We start from the raw sequence: 18,273 nt of genomic DNA, 5'->3' as shown, positions 1-18,273 counted from the left end.
AGGGCAGCATACCCTAAAAAGCCCTTCCAGGAGCCAACGCTTTGTAATCCCGACAAAAAAACTTCCACCGGACTACGAGGCTCAACATTCGTAACCTGTTCTGCAGCTTGATTGCTAGGTGGATGGAGTGCCATGACCCCAGAAGGCAGCAGGGTAATATGGACATCCGGCAAACTTTCCAATTGTCTGAGAAAATCTTCAACTCTGCGGTTAGAAATATACACAATCACTAAATCCAGGGCATGATCGAGGCTATTCGCTTCAATCTGAACCAGATTCACGCCCTGATGATCTTTGGCAATATTCAGGACATCCTTGCCGTGTCCCTGTGGAACCTGAACGATAAGTTGCCGCATAATACCCTCCTGCTACTAACCATCCCGTACTGCTAAGAAATTCGATCTCTAGCTAAGGGAAGATTGTAGAGGCATGTTTTTTGATAATGGAGAGGATGACAGTTCATTTCGTTTAAATTCAATCCCTTGCTACTGATAGATGAGTTTTAGGACTAACAGATTTCACTAAATTTCTGCACAATTTCTCCACCTTCTAAGGGTACGCTCTTATTCTAAGGAAAATATTTAATTTCCTTATTCGTTACAGACTCTATGCCTTAACGGGTGCAGATTTGTCAATTTGCACAACACTACTTTATTCAACTCGAAGAATCGCTCTACTGCTCAATGAAACACAGCTATGTTCCAGCCGCGTTCACCAAGGTTTATGCTCGGCAGCGAGGTACACCAATTACACCCTCTGAATTTGCTGTATCTACTTCTGATCCTGATCAAGGTTATATTCAGTAACCCTTTAAACTTCCTCTGATGAATCCTCCTGAAGAAGAGAAGACAGTTCCCGGTTGAGTCTGCCTGTGCGAACCAACTCAGCATAAGTATCTGCTTCAATCGCCAGCAGTTCCTGCTTAAATTGTTCTGCTGCAAAGATGCGGAGGTCTGGATTTTCGTCCTGTAAGGTATCGATTTCTGCGGTCAATCGTTCGATTTCGCCATTAATCAGAGCCTCCTGATAACGGTAAAACTCCGGCTCAATGGCAGGGCGATTTTCTGGCTGACCTAGCTGCTGCAAAACCCGTTTCATAGCGGCTAAACGAGCGACTGTTTCCTGGAACTGCTGACGTAAGGGCTGATCACCCAATAAATTTAGCTTCTGCAGCAGTGGCTGAACCGTGAGTCCCTGCACTAACAGCGTGAATAGCACGACCCCAAACACTGTGGCAATGATTTCTTCTCGAGCAGGCAGAATCACAGGAACACTTAATGCCAGGGCGATCGATACAGACCCCCGCAGTCCACCCCAGAGCAAAACTGTTTGTTCAGGTAGCATAATTTTGGATTGGGTGAAGCGATTGCTGATTGCGCTTAAACCATAGATGGAGATTGCTCGTGTCACAATCATCGCAACGAGGGTAATGACGATCGTGCCCAGGTTTTGTCCCAGGATATCGAAGCGAATCTGATCACCAATCAGTAGAAAAACAATCGAGTTTACGAAAAAGGCGAGAAACTCCCAAAACTCGCTAACAATAATTCGAGTGCGGGGATTCATGCCAATGCGAGAACCAAAGTTGCCTAAAATTAATCCGGTCGTCACGACTCCAATTACCCCAGAACCACCCAGATCATCAACAATCAAATAAGTGCCATAGGCAGAAACCAGTGTTAGCGACTGTTCCACTAGCGGCAGATCAAACCGCTGTGTCAAATAGGAGATGCCAAATCCAATCAGGCTGCCGCCTGCAATGCCAATACCCATAACACGCATAAACTGAAGCACCGCCGATTGAACGCTCAAATCCGCTGTTCCAAGCGGCAGGGCAACCAGAAAACTAAATGCGACAACCGCGATGCCATCATTGAAGAGGCTTTCGCCTTCCATGACGATGCTAAGACGGCTTCCCACCCCCAACTCTCGAAATAACGCAATTACTGAAACAGGGTCGGTCGCAGACAAACTGGCTCCCAGCAGTAGAGCAGTTGTGAGCGAAACCCCTGCAAACCAATTCAGCCCCAGCGCAATGCCAACGATTGCAATTACAACTCCTAGCACCGCAAACAGGCAAATGGGCAAGGCTTGCTCCTTCAATTCCGGCCATCTAATATTCCAGGCAGCTTCAAACAGCAGCGGCGGCAAAAAGATAGACAGGATCAAGGCAGGCGACAGATCGACTAACCGTACGTCGACAAACGCTAGCCCTAAACCGACAATCACCAGCAGCAAAGTGTAAGGAATGCGCCGAAACCAGCTAAACACACGGGGCAGCGTTGCCACACTTAGGGAGACGGACAGCACCAGCAAAAACTGCTTCAGATTGGTCTCGATCGTCATTTCAGCCATCGCTGGATCAATTGCCATACTTTACCTTAATTTTTTTAACCAACCTAATCTCTTCAAACTATTATCAAATAACTGCCACAGTCTTAAGGTAGGATGCTGTCAGAAATCCGCATCTCGTTACTTCTAGAATTTTGTGGCTTGAGGAGGAGCAGATGTCGAAAGGAATTAAACATCGGTTCAGGAATTTTAGAAGTCGAGGCGAAGCTCTAGTTCCGCTCCAGCAGCTTCAAACCGAGATACTAAAGGAATCTACGCCTGACCTATCCTATCTGATTTTAATCGTGAGTTCATGCCTGATTGCCACTTTTGGCTTGTTAGCAAACAGCACTGCCGTCATTATTGGCGCAATGATTATTGCTCCGCTCATGCTGCCTATTCGTGGCTTAGCTTTTGGTGCGCTTCGAGGAGACGTCATCTTGCTTCGGCAAGGCGCAATCGCAATTATTGCCGGAACTTTACTGGCAGTCGCTCTCGCCTACAGTGTAGGATGGCTGGTCGGCATCGAAAATTTTGGCAGCGAAGTTTGGGCACGATCGGAGCCGACGCTGCTCGATCTGGGGGTGGCAATTGTCGCGGGAGGCATTAGCGGTTATGCAAAGGTGCAGCCCAAGATTTCAGGAAGTCTGGCAGGAACAGCGATCGCGGTTGCCCTAATGCCGCCAATTTGTGTGATGGGTTTGGGGTTATCTCAGGCAAACTGGTCACTCAGCCAGGGAGCAACCCTGCTCTATGCAACAAATCTACTGGGGATCATGCTCTCCTGTATGTTGACTTTTCTGCTCACAGGCTATGCTTCATTTCGCAATGCCCATAAACCGTTAACCTGTGCGCTGGCATTTACCGCCATTTTGCTGCTGCCGCTGGGTATTAGCTCTAGCAGACTAGTAAGACAGGCACATCTCGAAGCCACCATCCGGCAGACATTGCTCAATCGCACCATTACCTTTCAACGAGTCGAACTCCTGACCAGCAGAACCAACTGGCACACCACCCCGCCCGAAGTTAGGCTCAATGTACGTGCTAAAGAACCCATTACTCCCAAACAGGTTGCCTTGCTGGAGGAGTTTTTGCAGCGTGAAATGGGACAGCCGTTTACGCTCATTTTTGTGGTGGGACAGGTCGAGGAAGTTCAGCGAGAAACCTTTGATTCGCTTAATCAACGGGAGTATTAGTATTCATACTGGGCTGTAAAACTAAATTGCTAAAGAAACCCCCGACTTCTGCCAAGCCAGGAGTGTGCGGTGAGTTATGAGAAATAGCGGTACTTATTGGCATCCTATAACAGAAGCCCTGAAGTTTAAACACAACGACGGCTCAGTGATTCCCAGATAAAGATTGCAATCATTGCTCCGATAATCGCCACGATAATTCCAGGAATGCTCAAACTGGCGGCAGCAAGCTGTAGTGTTCCTGTCTGGATGATACTCATAATACTACCCTCAATCAATAAAACCCAAAATAATCCAAGCAAGGATATTCATAATTATGTTTCTAATACGCTATTACATTTAAATTTTAATCGCTTACTTAATTATGCATCTTCGTCCGGAAGTTCTATCACTAGCCTCAAAATTTCATCCACTTGACTTGCTTATTGTCATAACCGTTTCGTTTTTAAAGTAAGAATATATTTTTTAAAAATTTGCAATCCTTTAATTCTGCTCTATCGGCTCTATTCTAATCACGTTGCTATATAGGTTCTCGACGAAATTCATGAACTAGCTCTGAACGCACTACTTTCAAAAATATTTCTAAGAATTTTTCATGGCTCTATTCCATCCAGCATGAATTTAATCTTTTCAAAAAGATACTCTGGGTCATTGGCTAACCTGGGAAAATATAATAATGTCAGGGGAACATCATGCTTTGCAATTGTATAGACAATCTTGTAGAGTTGATTGGCTAATACGGTTTCCTGTTGCTATGGGTCAAATGTGTGCTAAAGACCTCCATAAATTCCTTCTGGATAAAGGGAAGCGTCACTTCTTCGTGCTACGTCTCGCTGCCTTTCCACTGCCGAAAGAGGTCTTGAACAGGGACAATCGCGTAATTAATGACAGTATCAGTGCTTTCTAGAACCTTATCAAGGTAATCACACAACCACGGATTCTTTATGATGTAGGGTACATTTTCCTGATGAATATCCCACTCCATCCCAGCATTGCAGTTTGGGTGAACGGCTGATGTAAAGTCATCAAATCCAGTATCAAGACCTAAAGCTGTAAATAGCCGAACTAGAAATGTTGTTCCAGCACGACCAGTCCCAGTAATGACAATATGATGTTTTGGCATAGCATCTGCTTTACGATTTACGACGCTTTTTGCGATATCTGGATTGGGAGTTACCCTGGAACCCAAGCGACTTTACTTGAGATTCTTGCTTTTTATCACTGTTGGTCTGCTGCTCTGAGTTAAGGACAACATACTTTTGATTGCGATCGCGAATTTTAGCATCCTCATCGTTATAGAAAAAGGATAATAAGGCAAACCGTTTTCCGCTTAACACAGGCGTCACTTCATGCAGCAGCGAACAGGAAAAGATGACGGCTTCGCCCACTCGAGGACGGTAGAGGCGATTACCGTATTCTGGAAAACGAAGACAGCCACCCGTATAATTTCCCGTATTCAGGTTGATTGTCATAGCAAAGCGACGATGGGCAGTGCCTTTGGTCGTATTGTCCCGATGGCGGTTAAAGAAACCTTGTGTTTCAGCATCGTAGCAAGCGACAAGGTAACGTTCAAATCGAGTAATACTAAATTGAAAGGCTTTCTCAATTTCTGGTTTTACCCGCCGCAAGATTAAATCATTAATGGCTTGTAGATGGGCTGTATCAGTAATATGAAAGTCCTTACGCTGCTTAAAATCGGCGTCCAAAACTTCTACTGTTTTGCCATCAATCTGCCGCATAAAGCCTGAATTTCTTCCTCCGTTGGCTTGATAAAGATGAATCAGAAATTCACAGAATTCTGGATCGATTACATCGGGGATGAAAAGGACGGGAGCCTGCCTGACCGCCATCATTGCTGGCTCTGGTACTGGAAGACTTTCGATAAAGCGAAATACATCAGCAACATGGCTTTCAGGATTCTCTAGGGGAAACACCTTGAGAACATGAAGATTCTCATCGAGGACCAGAGTTGCTGGGCGATAGAAATCTGGATTGGACTCATCTGGCAGTACGCCATATCGTAAGCTGACGAAGCGATCGAAATCCCAGATTAGTTTGAAATAGGACGGAATCTTGATTAACTCTTTCAGAACGATATCTTCTGGATTAATTGTGACTCCAAAGAATGGAACTTCGTATTGTTCAAGCTGTGGCTGTAGTGCCGCAAAATCCTGTAGAACCTTAGCGCAGGATTGGTTACTAAAGCGACCAAGGAAAGAAAGGATAATCCGATAACCACCTACTGCACCAAAGTGATAGGCAGGGTTGGAACTGGAGGAAGCTGTGAACCAGGGAACTGGATCACCTGTGGCGAGAAATGTCATAAAGGCAACAGAGGAATTGACTCGATCCAATTTTGAAAGGAATTCAAATACTCCCTACAAGCAAGGATTCTCAGAATCTAGAACAGGTGGGGTAGATTCTAACTTTGATTCGTTCTTCAATACGTTTGCTGGTTCGAGAATTTGTTCTAAAGCATCTTCATCAAGCTCATAGGGTTCACAAAGCTCAGGCAGTCGATTAACTTCCAATCCAATGTAGAAAGGGTGGTTTTCAAAATTTGAATCAGCGTGAATTTGAGGCATTGTTCGATCCTTCAATTCCTTATTCTGTTGGGTCAAGACGATCGACAAATACGGTCAAGAAGAGCATCGGGATTATTGGAATAAGACAAATTAACCATTGCGTGAGGCTGAGGGGAGCTGTTGCAAAGAGGACATTCATTACACTCCACTGGCTGAATAGAACTTGTAGAACGATTGCACCTAAAATGCCAAGACCGATCGCCCAGGCATCACGTATTGAAGTATTCCGGCCCTGAAATTTATCCACGATTGCCCGACCTAAATGGCTGACACTCAGCAAATACACAATTCGTCCGGCAACTAATGCCTGAATTGCCATTGTCCGGGCAACTGCAATATCTCCCGTCGTGCGTCGTGCCCACTCAAACATTCCGAAGATTAAAATCCAGTTGAAGACCGAAACCGTAGCAATGCGCTGAAACAGTTTGCCCGATAGCAAAGGCTCTCTTGGATCGCGGGGTGGCTTTGCCATTGTGCGATCGGTTTTGGGTTCAAAAGCAAGGGGAACCGTCATAGCAACAGAGTTGACCATGTTCAGCCAAAGCACCTGGATCGAGAGAATGGGTTGATCTCTAGCAAGCAGGGCACTGATGAGGATCGTCATCGACTCGCCACCATTGACGGGCAGAATAAAGGCGATCGCCTTTCGCAGGTTCTGATAAACAGTACGTCCTTCTTCAACGGCTGCTTCGATTGAGGCAAAGTTATCGTCAGTGAGCAGCATATCCGCTGCTTCTCTGGCAACATCGGTTCCCCCTTTGCCCATTGCAATTCCAATATCGGCTTGCTTCAGGGCAGGGGCATCGTTCACTCCATCTCCCGTCATTGCCACAATTTCACCTTTCGATTGCAATGCTTCAACCAGGCGCAGCTTTTGCGCCGGAGCAACTCTGGCAAACACGGAGCCAGATTCAACCGCCTGCGATAGTTCAGAATCGTTCATTTCTGCGAGCTGCTGTCCGGTAAACCCAAACAGGTTACCTTTGCTCTGAAGCCCGATGCGATCGGCAATTGCAGTTGCAGTGGTTAAATGGTCTCCGGTGATCATCTTCACCTGAATTCCCGCTGCCTGACAGGCCTTCACTGCGGCGATCGCTTCCGCGCGAGGAGGATCAATCATACCCTGCAAACCGAGAAACGTGAGTCCACTGTTCAGGTCTGCGTGATCCAGCGTCGTCTGCTGCTTGGGCACTGTTTTTTCGGCAAAAGCCAGCACTCGTAATCCCTGTTCTGCCAAACGCTCTGTTTCAACGCCCAGAAGCCCCTGATACAGCGGCATATCATGCCCTGATGCATCGCGCATCTTCTGGCATCGACGCAGTATGGCTTCCAGCGAACCTTTGACGTAAATAATATTGCCAATAATATTGCCACCCGTCGTTTTCCTATCCGCCCCATGATGCAGCGTTGCCATATATTGATACTGCGATTCAAACGGGATGACATCCAGGCGAGGTAGCAACTCATTGAGCTTGGATTGGTTTATGCCTGCTTTTTGGGCAGCCACAATCAACGCTCCTTCCGTTGGATCGCCGATGACTGACCAGTGATCCTCTTTCCATTCCAGATGGCTATCGTTACACAAAATACCCGCAATCAGACAGTCTTCTAAGGCAGTATGGTTTGGAGAACCTACAACAGACGGAAGACGCTCATTCGCGATCGCCTCTTCTGTGACAGGTTGAATTTCTCCTTCCGAGTTGTATCCCACGCCGCTTACTAAATAACGCTGTCCGGCTGCATAGATTGCCTGCACCGTCATCTGATTTTCAGTCAGCGTTCCGGTTTTATCCGAGCAAATGACCGTTGCACCGCCCAGCGTTTCAACCGCAGGCAGTTTGCGAATAATGGCGTGTCGACGTGCCATGCGATTTACTCCGATCGCCAGTGTCACCGTCACCACTGCCGGAAGTCCTTCAGGAATGGCACTGACTGCCAGAGCTACCGCCGCTTCAAACATTTCTGCCCAGGAGCGTCCTTGCCCTAACCCCACAAAAAACGTGAGGGATGCCACAGACAGAATGATATACAGCAGGGTTTGGCTAAACTTGGCGAACTTGCGTGTGAGCGGCGTACTCAGGCTGTGGCTATTGTTCAGCGATTGTGAAATCTGCCCCACTTCTGTTTTATTTCCAGTCGCCACCACGACACCACTACCCTGCCCAAAGGTAACGAAGCTACCTGCATACGCCATGTTCGTGCGTTCTGCCAAAGGTGTATTGCTGCCCAGCGGCTGAATGTCTTTCTCAACAGGAACCGATTCCCCGGTCAGCGCCGATTCATCAATTTGTAAGCCGCGCACACGCAACAATCGCAAATCTGCCGGAACCTTGTCTCCTGAAGTCAGCAGAACTAAATCGCCCGGAACCAATTCCTGTGAAGGAATTATCTGCCTTTTTCCCTCTCGGACCACGGTTGCTTCTGTGGTCACCACTTTTGCCAGAGCAGCGATCGCCCCTTCTGCTTTTGACTCCTGCAAATAGCCAATAATGGCGTTAATCAGCGTCACGCCCCAGATGACGATCGCATTTGTCCATGATCCCAGGAAAGCTTTAATCGCTCCGGCAATCAGCAGAATGTAGAGCAACGCCTGATTAAACTGCAGCAGAAACCGCAACCAGGCAGGTTTTCCGGGCTTTGCTGCCAGCTCATTTAGACCGTAATGTCTGCGCCGTTGAGTGACTTCCCGTTTAGCCAGCCCACGCTCAGCATGACTTTCGAGCAATCGGGCAACATCTTTACCCGATCGATCGTGATAAGTTGCAGTCGTTGAAGCGTGATTCACAATGATTTGCATAGCCTTTGGAGAGGAAGTTTCACTTGTGAATGAGGAAAATTCCAGAACTTCAGGGAGGAGTAGTCCCAAAGTTCTGGATGGGGTAATGCTTCTTGTTACGTAAGAAGCTGTAAGGAGTGCAACGGACTAGCGAGGGAGGAACTTACGTCCGCCCCTGTAGCACTGTGCTACCCAAAGACTACCAACTCAAAGTCAGGATGCCAGAAGGAAATCGGAGGGATTTCGGGGGGATTGCTCTTTTCAGGAGAACTGCTTTCAGGGAAACTGTTTGAGCCGGTAGCCCATGCCATGCACCGTTTCGATCAGATCATCGGGTGCATCTGCCGCTCTCAATTTCTGACGGAGGGTTCTAACATGGGTTTTGACCGCTTCTTCGGTGGGTAATTCTTCCCGCGTCCAGAGTTTTTCGATAATAATTGGGCGACTCATGACACGCCGACCGTTGGAAATCAGCAGTTCCAGCAGCGCGAATTCTTTCGGCGTTAAATTCAGAGGCGTGTCACGGTAAGTGACTTCACAGGTTGCTGGATTTAACTGAAGTTCGCCCCAAGTCAGCGTAGGATTGACATTAGGACTTCCCCGCCGCAGCAGGGCACGAGTTCGCGCCATCAGTTCATCTAGGTCAAACGGCTTGACCATGTAGTCATCGGCTCCGGCATCCAGCCCAATGATTTTGTCTGCGATCATATCTCGCGCCGTGAGCATCATGACTGGAATTGCGGCATTTCGCGCTGCGGCTCCTCTGGCTCGAAGCTGTTGACAGAAGCGGAGACCGTCCACCTTGGGCAGCGTTAGATCCAATACAATCAGGTCGTAATCCTGAGTATTTACCCAATCCCACGCAGCTTCACCATCCTCTGCCACATCGACTTTATACTGACGGTTTGTAAAGGCTTCCGCCAGCATATTAGCAATTCGCAAATCGTCTTCCACAACCAAAATACGCATTGAGGTCTTAGACTTGGGATCTGAGATAAGGCATATTCAGGAGAACAGCGATCGGGCACCAATGTCCGCAGCCCTGCGGGATCGCCTTTCTCCTACTCTATTGTAAATTTCTCAGTAAATCTTTCAGGCTGCTATGGTGACGTTCAGTGTGCTGAAATGGTCAATGGAACGCAAATGGATCACAGCATCCTTTTGTCTGGCACTGCTGCTCTTGGGGCTGATTAATTTAATCTCCTATCAAAATGCAACCCAACTCATTCACAGTGCCGCCCAGGTCAAACAAACAAGCGACCTCCTCACTGCTTTAACTAGCGTTTCTGAAACGCTAACTGATAGCGAAGCTCGACGTTGGCGGTATTTTTTGTTAGGCGATCGAACAGAGCTGGATGCCTACCATCAAGCCATGCAGAATCTCACCTTCCAATTAGAGAAACTGCGACAGCCCTTATCCGATACGCCTGCTCAACAACAAAGGCTCAACCTGCTAGAAACACTTATTCAGCAGCGACAAACCCTGCTTGAGGAATCAGCAGCACTCTACGAACAGCCCATTCTGCTTTCCGCTGAAAATCCTTGGGTAGCGCAGACCAACCAGAACCAGGCACAAATTCGTCGAATCATTACTGAGCTACAGAACGAGGAGGAGCAGCTTTTGCAGAGCCAGGTCGAGCAATCTCAGGCAAACTCACAGGTGAGAATGGCGATCGAAAATCTGGGAACTATTCTGGCATTTGTAGGGCTTCTGGGTGTTTATATTCTGCTCTATCGCCAGATGTTTAAGCGTCAACAATCAGAGCAAATTCAGCAGAAGCTGGCGCAGGAGAAAGAATTGGGTGAACTGAAGCTGCAATTTTTCTCGATGGTTTCGCATGAGTTTCGAACTCCTCTCAGTGTCATCGTGGGATCAGCGCAATTACTTCAGGAAAATTTGAAAAGATTGGTTGAGCCTAGTAAATTAAAGAACCTGCTTCAGATACAGGCGTCTGCTAAATTAATGACCCAGCTCCTAAACGATATCCTGACTTTAGCAAGGGCAGATGCTGGAAAATTGCAGTGCAAACCAGAACTTCTGGAAGTACAGTTTCTTTGTTTAAATCTGGTTGAAGATATTCAACTTTTTAGCGAACAGCCAAGAACAATTAAGTTTCACAAGTACGGTACTCGTACCTATGCTTATTTAGATGAGAAACTCATTTACTCAATTCTCAGCAATTTATTATCTAATGCAATTAAATATTCTCCTCCAGAGTCTTCGATCAATTTCACGGTCATTTGTGAACCTAATGCTGTAATTTTTGAAATCAGAGATCAAGGGATTGGCATTCCTGAAGAAGAACAAGCAACTATCTTTGAACCCTTTTGCCGAGGCAGAAATGTTGGCAGCGCACCTGGAAGTGGTTTGGGTATGGCAGTGGTTAAAAGATGTTTAGACTTGCATCAAGGTAAGCTGTTGTTAGAGAGCCAAGTTGATATAGGTACAACATTTACGATTAGAATATCCCAGCCTGATAAAGTTGGTTTTCTGCCATGACGATCGAAAACCTTGAGGCAGAAAATTGAGCAGCAAGGTAGCTCAGAAGGCATTTAGGAAAATAAAGAAGAAGGAGCAAAGCCTGTACATCAATCGTTACGAGTTTGGTCTCTTTGGCTAACCAGCAACCATCAATATAGGTAAAACACTACTTACTGATCGTTTATACGCTCAAAATTGCATCAGGCCAAAAGACAAGGTTCCAGTCATCTTCAATCAGATCACTGGAACCTTAACGCACTCAAAATTGAGCAGACTTCTTCAGACGCAATCGCAATTAAGCAAGCACAAAGTTGTTGTTGCTGAGGGTGCTGGCTTGAATACCTGCCAGAACTGCCAGCACTTCACTACTGCCTGCCGCCTGCACAAAGGCATTTGCGCTCTGATCGCCGCTTCCCTGAACCAGAGTTAGCTGTTCAAAGGTAAGTCCGCTCAGGCTCAACAAATCATCTTCGCTGCTGAAGTCGGTAATGGTATCTGTGCCTTCTCCGATCGCCAGCCTAAAGATGTCCTTGCCATCGCCGCCCGTTAATAAATCATCTCCTGTACCGCCATCCAAAGTGTCATTCCCTGTAGCACCTCGCAATAAATCATCACCACCCAATCCCTCAATGTAATCATTACCACCAAGCGCATTGATTACATCATTAGAACCATTCAATCCAGCAGTGCGGTTACTGCGATCGTTAAGGAAAGTGACCGTATTCGAGTTCAATACCGTATCGACATCGGCATCAGCATTGATCACATCAAAGCTATCACTGACAGCATCTTCCCCGTTGAAGATAAGATTGCCAATTTTTCCGCCTCCACTTCCCTCCAGGGATAAGTTATCTAGATTCTCCAGATCAAAGTCAGGCAGGACAGCTCGAACATTGTTAACCCCCTCAAAAGTGATGACTAGGTCTTCACCGCTCTGCGTGAGCAGCAGGTTACGAGCCGTTAAACCTTCCCCGGTAAACTGAAGCGTATCGACTTCAGCGATCGTTTCCTCAGAGGGACTCGTTCCCCGACCCACACCGCCAAAGTTACTGATCTGTGCGCCTTCTCCCAATCCGATTTGCGTTACGCCCTGCTGATCTTGAACATTCAAGGGATTTTGCAGCCGAATCCCAAACAGGGATTGATACATCATCCGGTAAATTTCAGTGTTATCAAGCGTGCTGGGCAGAATGTCAGCATTTAAGCCATAGGTTTTTGACACAATGCTACCTGGAAAGTCGGGAGTGCCAACCCAACCGACCGCAAAGTTGCCTAGCGGACCATCTAAGCTTGGTTGAGAGGGGAACGATCGCCAGGGATTTTCAGGGCTGGCAGTGCTGCCATTAATGCCATCCAGGTAGTTTGGATTATTCCCATTACTGTTGACGAAAGGAACTTCCGGCTGCGATGCTGCAAGCTCAGGGTTGCTGGCATCAAAGTTCCCGGTTGGACGAGTGTAGGGCGCAAACTGAACAAGCTCCAGCCCCCCTGCATCACTGTCTGCCGCCGTCACGATCATAGTATTGGGGTCTTGAGTATTCACATAGTCCATCGCCACGCCGATCGCCGCATCTGCCCGTCGAGCCGCTTCGACTGTTCCAACAGCATTATTGTTGTTGGCAAAGTTGTCGGTTCCCTCTTCTTCCAGCACCACAAAGAAGCCATCCGGGTCGCGGTTGACAATCTTCAAGCTGGCATCCAGCATTTCAGCTACAGTCGGAGCCGTTTCCACATAGAGCGGTTGCGGATCGGCGGTATTGAGTCCCAATCTTTCTTCAGGAACGTCAAAGAAAGTATCCTCTGCCGCAAACACACCTAACAGTTTTTCAGGCGGATTTGCACCATTGACAGTTGCATTCATCTGCTCCTCGGTGTAAACCACGGTGTAGCCGAGGGATTCTGCCAGTTCAATCAGGTTAATCGTTGGACGACGTTCTGGGCGGATTTCTGAAGCATCGATTTCAGCCGTGACGTGAAATCCAGTTGTGCCGATCGGCAGCATATAGAGTTCCCCGCCGCCCATGATCACGTCCGTTCCAGAGCGAATCACCTGCTCAATGATTTCAGCGTACTTATCTCGTGCCCGAATGTTATTGCCCTGACGATTTGTTGTTTCAGCCGCAAAAGCAGCCGTTCCCGGCTCTGCTAATTGACCCGACTGGATCAATGCCGTCGCTTTACCCGCTTCGATCGCCTCCTCTAAAATCGTTTTGCCCCGGTTGCCCGACAGCGGAATCACCTCAGTATTGTCCTCTTCTAGCCCAAAGGACTCTGAGAACACCTTCACCCCATTGGCGTGGGTCACGGCTCCGGCATTTGACGTTCCGGTAAGCTGGTCTTCCATGTGTCCCAGGTAGACTCCAGCATTGCTCATCATGTCCCAATTGAGCCTGCCATCAGGACCCAGATCAGTGTTACGCAAAGCCATGTAGTGAGAAGGACTCGTGCCATCGGGGTGAATGAAAATTACATTTCCCGTCGTGCGAGTTGCTTCAGGAGCAGGAATCGGAGGCTCAACTCGTGAGGGCAATTCTGCATCAAACAGGGTTTCGTACATCAATTCGTACATCCCTGTGTTGTCTACCGTAGATGGCAGTTTTTCGGCATTCAAACCATGTGCCTTGCTAACGATCGAACCCGGCACATCCGGCGTACCGACCCAACCCACCGCAAACGGAAAAACATCCCCATTGGCATCAGGAGCGGCAATAAAAGGGGTTGTGTTTGTTCCCTTCGTACCGTCTAAAAGATTTTGGCGCGGTTCAGGATTAGGATTCACACCGATCGTACCTACCGGAGCAGTCGGATCATCTCGATCGACCACTTCTAACCCGCCTGCATCACTATCTGCTGCCGTTAAAATCAGCGTGTTGGGATTTCGTTCAACAAAATCAAGGGCAACCCCGATCGCTTGATCGGCTCGAATTGCTGCTTCTACGACACCCGAAGCATTGTTGTTGTTGCCGAAGTTATCAGTACCCTCTTCTTCCAGAATCGTGATCGAACCATTATTAAAGTTAGGATGACGCTCGACTAGTTGTTGCGTTACTTCCAACATCTCACCGATCGTGGGTGCAGTTGGAACAAAGAGCGGGCGAGGGTTGTCAGTATTTAACCCCAACACTTCTTCTGTGACATCGTTAAACGTATCCTCTGCCGCAAACACCCCCAATACCTTCGTTGGTGTCGTAGCGTACTTGTTTGCATCTAATAACTCAAACAGTTGATCACGGGTATAAACAACCGTGTATCCTTGACTCTTTGCCAGTTCAATCAGGTTTTCAGTAGGGCGATTGAGCGGATTAGTGCTAATGGCATCCAATGTAGCAGCATTGCCATGAAAACCATCCGTTCCTACAGGCAGCAAGTTAATTTCGCCGCCCGCCAGAATGAAATCAACTCCAGATAAAATCACTTCTCTGGCAATGTCTGCCTGCCGTTGACGAGGAGGAACCCGTCGATCATCGATCGTCGTTTCGCCGACCTGAGCCACAAAGGCAGCCGTTCCCGGTTCAATAATTGCACCGGATTGCACGAGAGCCGTGACTTTATTGGCTGCGATCGCTTCTTCAACAATCGTTTGACCCACCCTACCCGATCGGGCAACTACCGGAGAGCCGTCTTGATTGAGACCAAAAGATTCTGCGTAAACCTTCGTTCCCGTCGCGTGGGTAACTGCTCCTGCATTAGAGGTTCCAGTAAGCTGGTCCTCCATGTGTCCTAAATAAACACCTGCATTTTCTAATCGATCCCAGTTAAGCCTGCCGTCCGGTCCTTGAGAGACAAATCGTGCCGCTGCATAGTGAGAGGGGCTCGTACCGTCAGGGTGAAGGAAAATAACGTGATTACCGTTCGTCATAAAACCTCAGAGCGTTAGCAAGTTGAAAAGCACAAGGGATCGTTGTGTTACCCGAAGGAACACGTCGGCAAGAATGGAAATGGTTTAACAAAACCCTAGATTAGGGGATGAAAACTGATGCTTGGAAAGAATTTTCAACCAAATTAATTCAGAGATCAGTTTACGACGTTTCAAAATCAAGACTAGGTAGATGCTTTTACAGCAAACTGATTAAGCTCGCCAGATAATAGAATTCAACAAAAAGATTAATACAGGTTTAAGGTGTTACTTTACAATTAATTAAGAAACGACTAAACAAAATAATCTATTTCCAAAGACAGATAGGGGAACAAATATTTTAGAGGGACAAGTATAGAAGGACAAATATTGTGGAAGAAATCATTGTCACGCCTGGAATTTGCAACTGGGCAGCTCGTATGTTCGAACTCGTATGTTCGAAACTGCCAGATCCAGTGGTTGATAGACTAAGCCCAATATTGCTTCAGTCACTGCGAGCTGAGAAGATCGCCTGTTAGCAGAGGAAGACAAAGGAAACTCGTCACGTCTTTAGAGGTGACTATAGAGCAATACCGCAGGCTGTAGTAGTTTCAAGCAGATGCTCAAGGGATGTAGAGGCAAGTGCATTGCTACAAGAGGACGTTGCCAGGGTTGCTGGAGGGAAGATGTAATGGTAACTGATGCATTTCACTGCCGTCAACGCCTCAACTCTCTACTGAGCAAAACTTTGTGAATTGACCGCTTAAGATGAAAACCGATGAAGAGTTGAGGTTGAATCAGGTACGTTTAGGTTTCGTAGCACTAAGTTACTGATAGCTGGATCAGATCTTCGATTCAGCCCTGATGGCAAGCAGTAACCCTTTAGCTTATAGAGGAATCAAGATTCCCTTCATCATCTTAATGGCAGTGGGCTTGACAATCACCTTTCTGCGCTACAAGCAGCCCGCTCATTGTGACACCCTCTGTACTGGCACTCAGCCCTGCCAAGCGGGACAGTGCAAGTTTGGAGAGCAAAGAGCAGGCTTTCCCATAACCTTTGCGAAATGCGGAAGGCGGTTCACTCCAAGTGGTTGGGGCAAGGCTGGGCTAGAAGATTATGCCTACGCGAGCCTTGGGGCATTCACTCTTAATGTTGCCTGCTCCAGTCTTACCTTGTAGCTGTTCTTAAGGTTGATTCGATGGCTTTTCTCTTTGTTCCGAGCATCATTCAGAATCAAAGGGTGAACCTTACCGTCTCCATTGGGAGTGAAGTGAGCCGCAACATTGTTTCACGATCGGGGTGCATTGCCGAATGATAGCCAGTTACTCAAATTCCCTATCCCCGTCGAGCCACTATGAAATCTAACGTGCTTTGTGTCAAGCTTCTCCTCCTGGTAGCCCTGCCCGTTCTTGGGATTCTCACCCCGGAGAAAGCGGTTGCCCTGCCTGCTCCAGATCTGAAAGCCAGATTGCTATCAGACATTGCCTTTCAATATGCAAAACTTGGTGATTCGCAAGAGGCCGTTGCTGTTTCCGAGCAAGCACTGGAGGCAGCGGCGGCAATGCAACCCTGCTTTAAGGCAAATTCTCTGGCAAAAGTAGCAGGCAGCTATTTGCTGGTTGGACAGGAGGCAGAAGGCAAGCGATGGGTTGCAGAGGCGATCGAGACTGCCCGCACTCAAGCGGCAACCGCATGTAGCGGCAGCGCCACGTCTCCAACCGAATCGTTAATGAATCGGGCTGGGGAATTTGCCGAAGCAGGACAATTTGAGTTAGCGATCGCGCTCGGCAGTGGGATGGGCGATCCACTTACCCTGTCAGAAATTGCAGCTGATTTGCTGGAAGCAGGACAATCTCAGCGAGCGGATAAGTTACTGAAGGAAGCGATCGCCCAAGCGCAAAAAATTGACGATGCCTACTACCAAACGCAAACGTTAAACAACATGGGCATGAAGCTGGCTCTGGCAGGACACCCTGAACCTGCAAAGGCGGTACTGGAACAGGCAATCACCAGTTCGGCAGCGCTGGATACCGAGAACCCTGAAACGGCTTCATTGCAGAGACACGCTCTCCTTTGGACGGCACGACAGTTTACTGAGCTAGGCGCAAATGATCAGGCGATCGCCGTCCTGGATCAAACCCTCCCAAAAATTCGCAGCCGCCCCGCTGACTCGTTCCCCCTTGACAAAGCGATTCAGCTTGTTGATGCGGCGCTTCTCTACCAGCAGTTGGGTTTGAACGACAAAGCAGTGGCGACACTGGCAGAGGCTTACCAGTTTGCTAGAGCCATTGCCCCTAATAATGCCCGACGAGGTCGAGCTGATGCAGATGCGCTGGGTCAAGCCGCAGTGGGCTATGCCAAGATCGGCGACTTCGAGCGAGCCATGCAGATTGTTCAGGAGATTCAGCCCGCCAGCGCACGACAGGGGACATTGGGAAATATTGCGATCGCCCATGCAGAGGCAGGCAATCTGGAAGCGGCGATCAAGCTGGCGCAGTCCAACCCCAATCGCAACGGCGCGATGATTGGCATCGTCAGACACTATTTGCAGCAAAAGCAGCCAGACCAGGCATGGCAGATTGTCCAGGCACAGCAGGTCAAAGGCATTTTGTCGGAAGTGGCAGTCGGGTATCTTGATGCAGGACAGCCCGAACAGGCACTGCAACTTGTTCAGGCTGGCAAGCTGGAGGGATTCACGCCAGACCTTGTGCAGGGTTATGCTCAGTCGGGGCAACCAGAGCGGGCAATGCAGCTTGCTCAAAGTGAAGGAATCGCATGGCTACTGCCCTCAGTGGTACAGGGGTTTGCCCAGCAGAAGCAGTTCGATGCCGCTTTGCAAACGGCTCAATCCATCGTTGATCCGGTCGATCGAGCACAGGCACTCATTGCGATCGCTCGTGCTTATGCTGAACCGCAAGCTGAGGCACAAGGAACAATTCAACGGTTCATGATGCAGCTGCAGGATAAGGTTGCAGGACTGTTTGGCACCTCCGATCGGGAAAGAGCAGCTGAGGTGTTAGGGCAAGCCTTGCAAGCGACGCAGTCTATCTCCTCAGCGAATTGAAGATTC

The 18,273-nt window shown here is 48.2% G+C and carries 11 protein-coding genes and 1 pseudogene; 3 read left to right on the top strand and 9 right to left on the bottom strand.

Annotated elements, in window-relative coordinates; genetic code table 11:
- Together NDI45_RS11475 and NDI45_RS11470 are read right to left on the bottom strand one after the other, a co-directional pair.
- Positions 1–356: pseudogene (locus NDI45_RS11475) on the bottom strand (TIGR00341 family protein); the annotation flags it as partial.
- Between the two features lie 454 nt (positions 357–810).
- On the bottom strand, positions 811–2,373 hold the full coding sequence (locus NDI45_RS11470; protein WP_348247404.1) for a Na+/H+ antiporter: 1,563 nt from the start codon (positions 2,371–2,373) through the stop codon (positions 811–813).
- Positions 2,374–2,507: 134 nt separating this feature from the next.
- Between NDI45_RS11470 and NDI45_RS11465 the strand changes: the two genes are divergently transcribed.
- Positions 2,508–3,527 (top strand): DUF389 domain-containing protein, encoded by a 1,020-nt coding sequence (locus NDI45_RS11465; RefSeq protein ID WP_190794922.1) that lies wholly within the window; start codon positions 2,508–2,510, stop codon positions 3,525–3,527.
- A 125-nt stretch (positions 3,528–3,652) separates the two neighbouring features.
- Here the strand turns inward: NDI45_RS11465 and NDI45_RS11460 are convergent, their stop codons facing one another.
- From NDI45_RS11460 to NDI45_RS11435, 6 genes are all read right to left on the bottom strand, one after another.
- Positions 3,653–3,784, bottom strand: coding sequence for a hypothetical protein (locus tag NDI45_RS11460; protein ID WP_348247403.1), 132 nt, complete (start codon positions 3,782–3,784; stop codon positions 3,653–3,655).
- Positions 3,785–4,347: 563 nt separating this feature from the next.
- The gene (locus NDI45_RS11455) at positions 4,348–4,647 is read right to left on the bottom strand and encodes a hypothetical protein (RefSeq protein ID WP_348247402.1); all 300 of its coding nucleotides are present in this window, start codon (positions 4,645–4,647) and stop codon (positions 4,348–4,350) included.
- Between the two features lie 10 nt (positions 4,648–4,657).
- On the bottom strand, positions 4,658–5,848 hold the full coding sequence (locus NDI45_RS11450) for a 2OG-Fe(II) oxygenase (protein ID WP_348247401.1): 1,191 nt from the start codon (positions 5,846–5,848) through the stop codon (positions 4,658–4,660).
- Positions 5,849–5,902: 54 nt separating this feature from the next.
- On the bottom strand, positions 5,903–6,109 hold the full coding sequence (locus NDI45_RS11445; protein ID WP_348247400.1) for a hypothetical protein: 207 nt from the start codon (positions 6,107–6,109) through the stop codon (positions 5,903–5,905).
- Positions 6,110–6,128: 19 nt separating this feature from the next.
- A complete protein-coding gene (locus NDI45_RS11440) occupies positions 6,129–8,906 on the bottom strand; it encodes a cation-transporting P-type ATPase (protein WP_348247399.1) in 2,778 nt (925 codons plus the stop codon).
- 255 nt (positions 8,907–9,161) lie between these two features.
- Entirely contained in the window at positions 9,162–9,854 is a 693-nt protein-coding gene (locus NDI45_RS11435; protein ID WP_348247398.1) for a response regulator transcription factor, read from the bottom strand.
- Positions 9,855–9,987: 133 nt separating this feature from the next.
- Here NDI45_RS11435 and NDI45_RS11430 point away from each other — a divergent pair, with 133 nt between their 5' ends.
- The gene (locus tag NDI45_RS11430; protein WP_348247397.1) at positions 9,988–11,385 is read left to right on the top strand and encodes an ATP-binding protein; all 1,398 of its coding nucleotides are present in this window, start codon (positions 9,988–9,990) and stop codon (positions 11,383–11,385) included.
- 277 nt (positions 11,386–11,662) lie between these two features.
- On the opposite strand, the gene NDI45_RS11425 is transcribed toward NDI45_RS11430, so the two are convergent.
- Entirely contained in the window at positions 11,663–15,226 is a 3,564-nt protein-coding gene (locus NDI45_RS11425; protein WP_348247396.1) for an alkaline phosphatase, read from the bottom strand.
- A gap of 1,331 nt (positions 15,227–16,557) precedes the next feature.
- Here NDI45_RS11425 and NDI45_RS11420 point away from each other — a divergent pair.
- The gene (locus NDI45_RS11420; RefSeq protein ID WP_190790728.1) at positions 16,558–18,267 is read left to right on the top strand and encodes a hypothetical protein; all 1,710 of its coding nucleotides are present in this window, start codon (positions 16,558–16,560) and stop codon (positions 18,265–18,267) included.
- The last annotated feature ends 6 nt before the right edge of the window (positions 18,268–18,273 follow it).

Origin of the sequence: Leptolyngbya sp. GB1-A1, assembly GCF_039962475.1 — a bacterium.
GTDB lineage: Bacteria > Cyanobacteriota > Cyanobacteriia > Elainellales > Elainellaceae > Leptolyngbya_A.
This window is presented reverse-complemented; position numbering and strand designations above follow the sequence as displayed.

What these genes read in the sequence shown, in the direction of transcription:
- NDI45_RS11465 (WP_190794922.1), top strand. Translation starts at nt 2,508, where the DNA reads ATGTCGAAAGGAATTAAACATCGGTTCAGGAATTTTAGAAGTCGAGGC.
- NDI45_RS11450 (WP_348247401.1), bottom strand. Translation starts at nt 5,848, where the DNA reads ATGACATTTCTCGCCACAGGTGATCCAGTTCCCTGGTTCACAGCTTCC.
- NDI45_RS11420 (WP_190790728.1), top strand. Translation starts at nt 16,558, where the DNA reads ATGAAATCTAACGTGCTTTGTGTCAAGCTTCTCCTCCTGGTAGCCCTG.
- NDI45_RS11470 (WP_348247404.1), bottom strand. Translation starts at nt 2,373, where the DNA reads ATGGCAATTGATCCAGCGATGGCTGAAATGACGATCGAGACCAATCTG.
- NDI45_RS11440 (WP_348247399.1), bottom strand. Translation starts at nt 8,906, where the DNA reads ATGCAAATCATTGTGAATCACGCTTCAACGACTGCAACTTATCACGAT.
- NDI45_RS11460 (WP_348247403.1), bottom strand. Translation starts at nt 3,784, where the DNA reads ATGAGTATCATCCAGACAGGAACACTACAGCTTGCTGCCGCCAGTTTG.
- NDI45_RS11430 (WP_348247397.1), top strand. Translation starts at nt 9,988, where the DNA reads ATGGTGACGTTCAGTGTGCTGAAATGGTCAATGGAACGCAAATGGATC.
- NDI45_RS11425 (WP_348247396.1), bottom strand. Translation starts at nt 15,226, where the DNA reads ATGACGAACGGTAATCACGTTATTTTCCTTCACCCTGACGGTACGAGC.
- NDI45_RS11435 (WP_348247398.1), bottom strand. Translation starts at nt 9,854, where the DNA reads ATGCGTATTTTGGTTGTGGAAGACGATTTGCGAATTGCTAATATGCTG.
- NDI45_RS11445 (WP_348247400.1), bottom strand. Translation starts at nt 6,109, where the DNA reads ATGCCTCAAATTCACGCTGATTCAAATTTTGAAAACCACCCTTTCTAC.
- NDI45_RS11455 (WP_348247402.1), bottom strand. Translation starts at nt 4,647, where the DNA reads ATGCCAAAACATCATATTGTCATTACTGGGACTGGTCGTGCTGGAACA.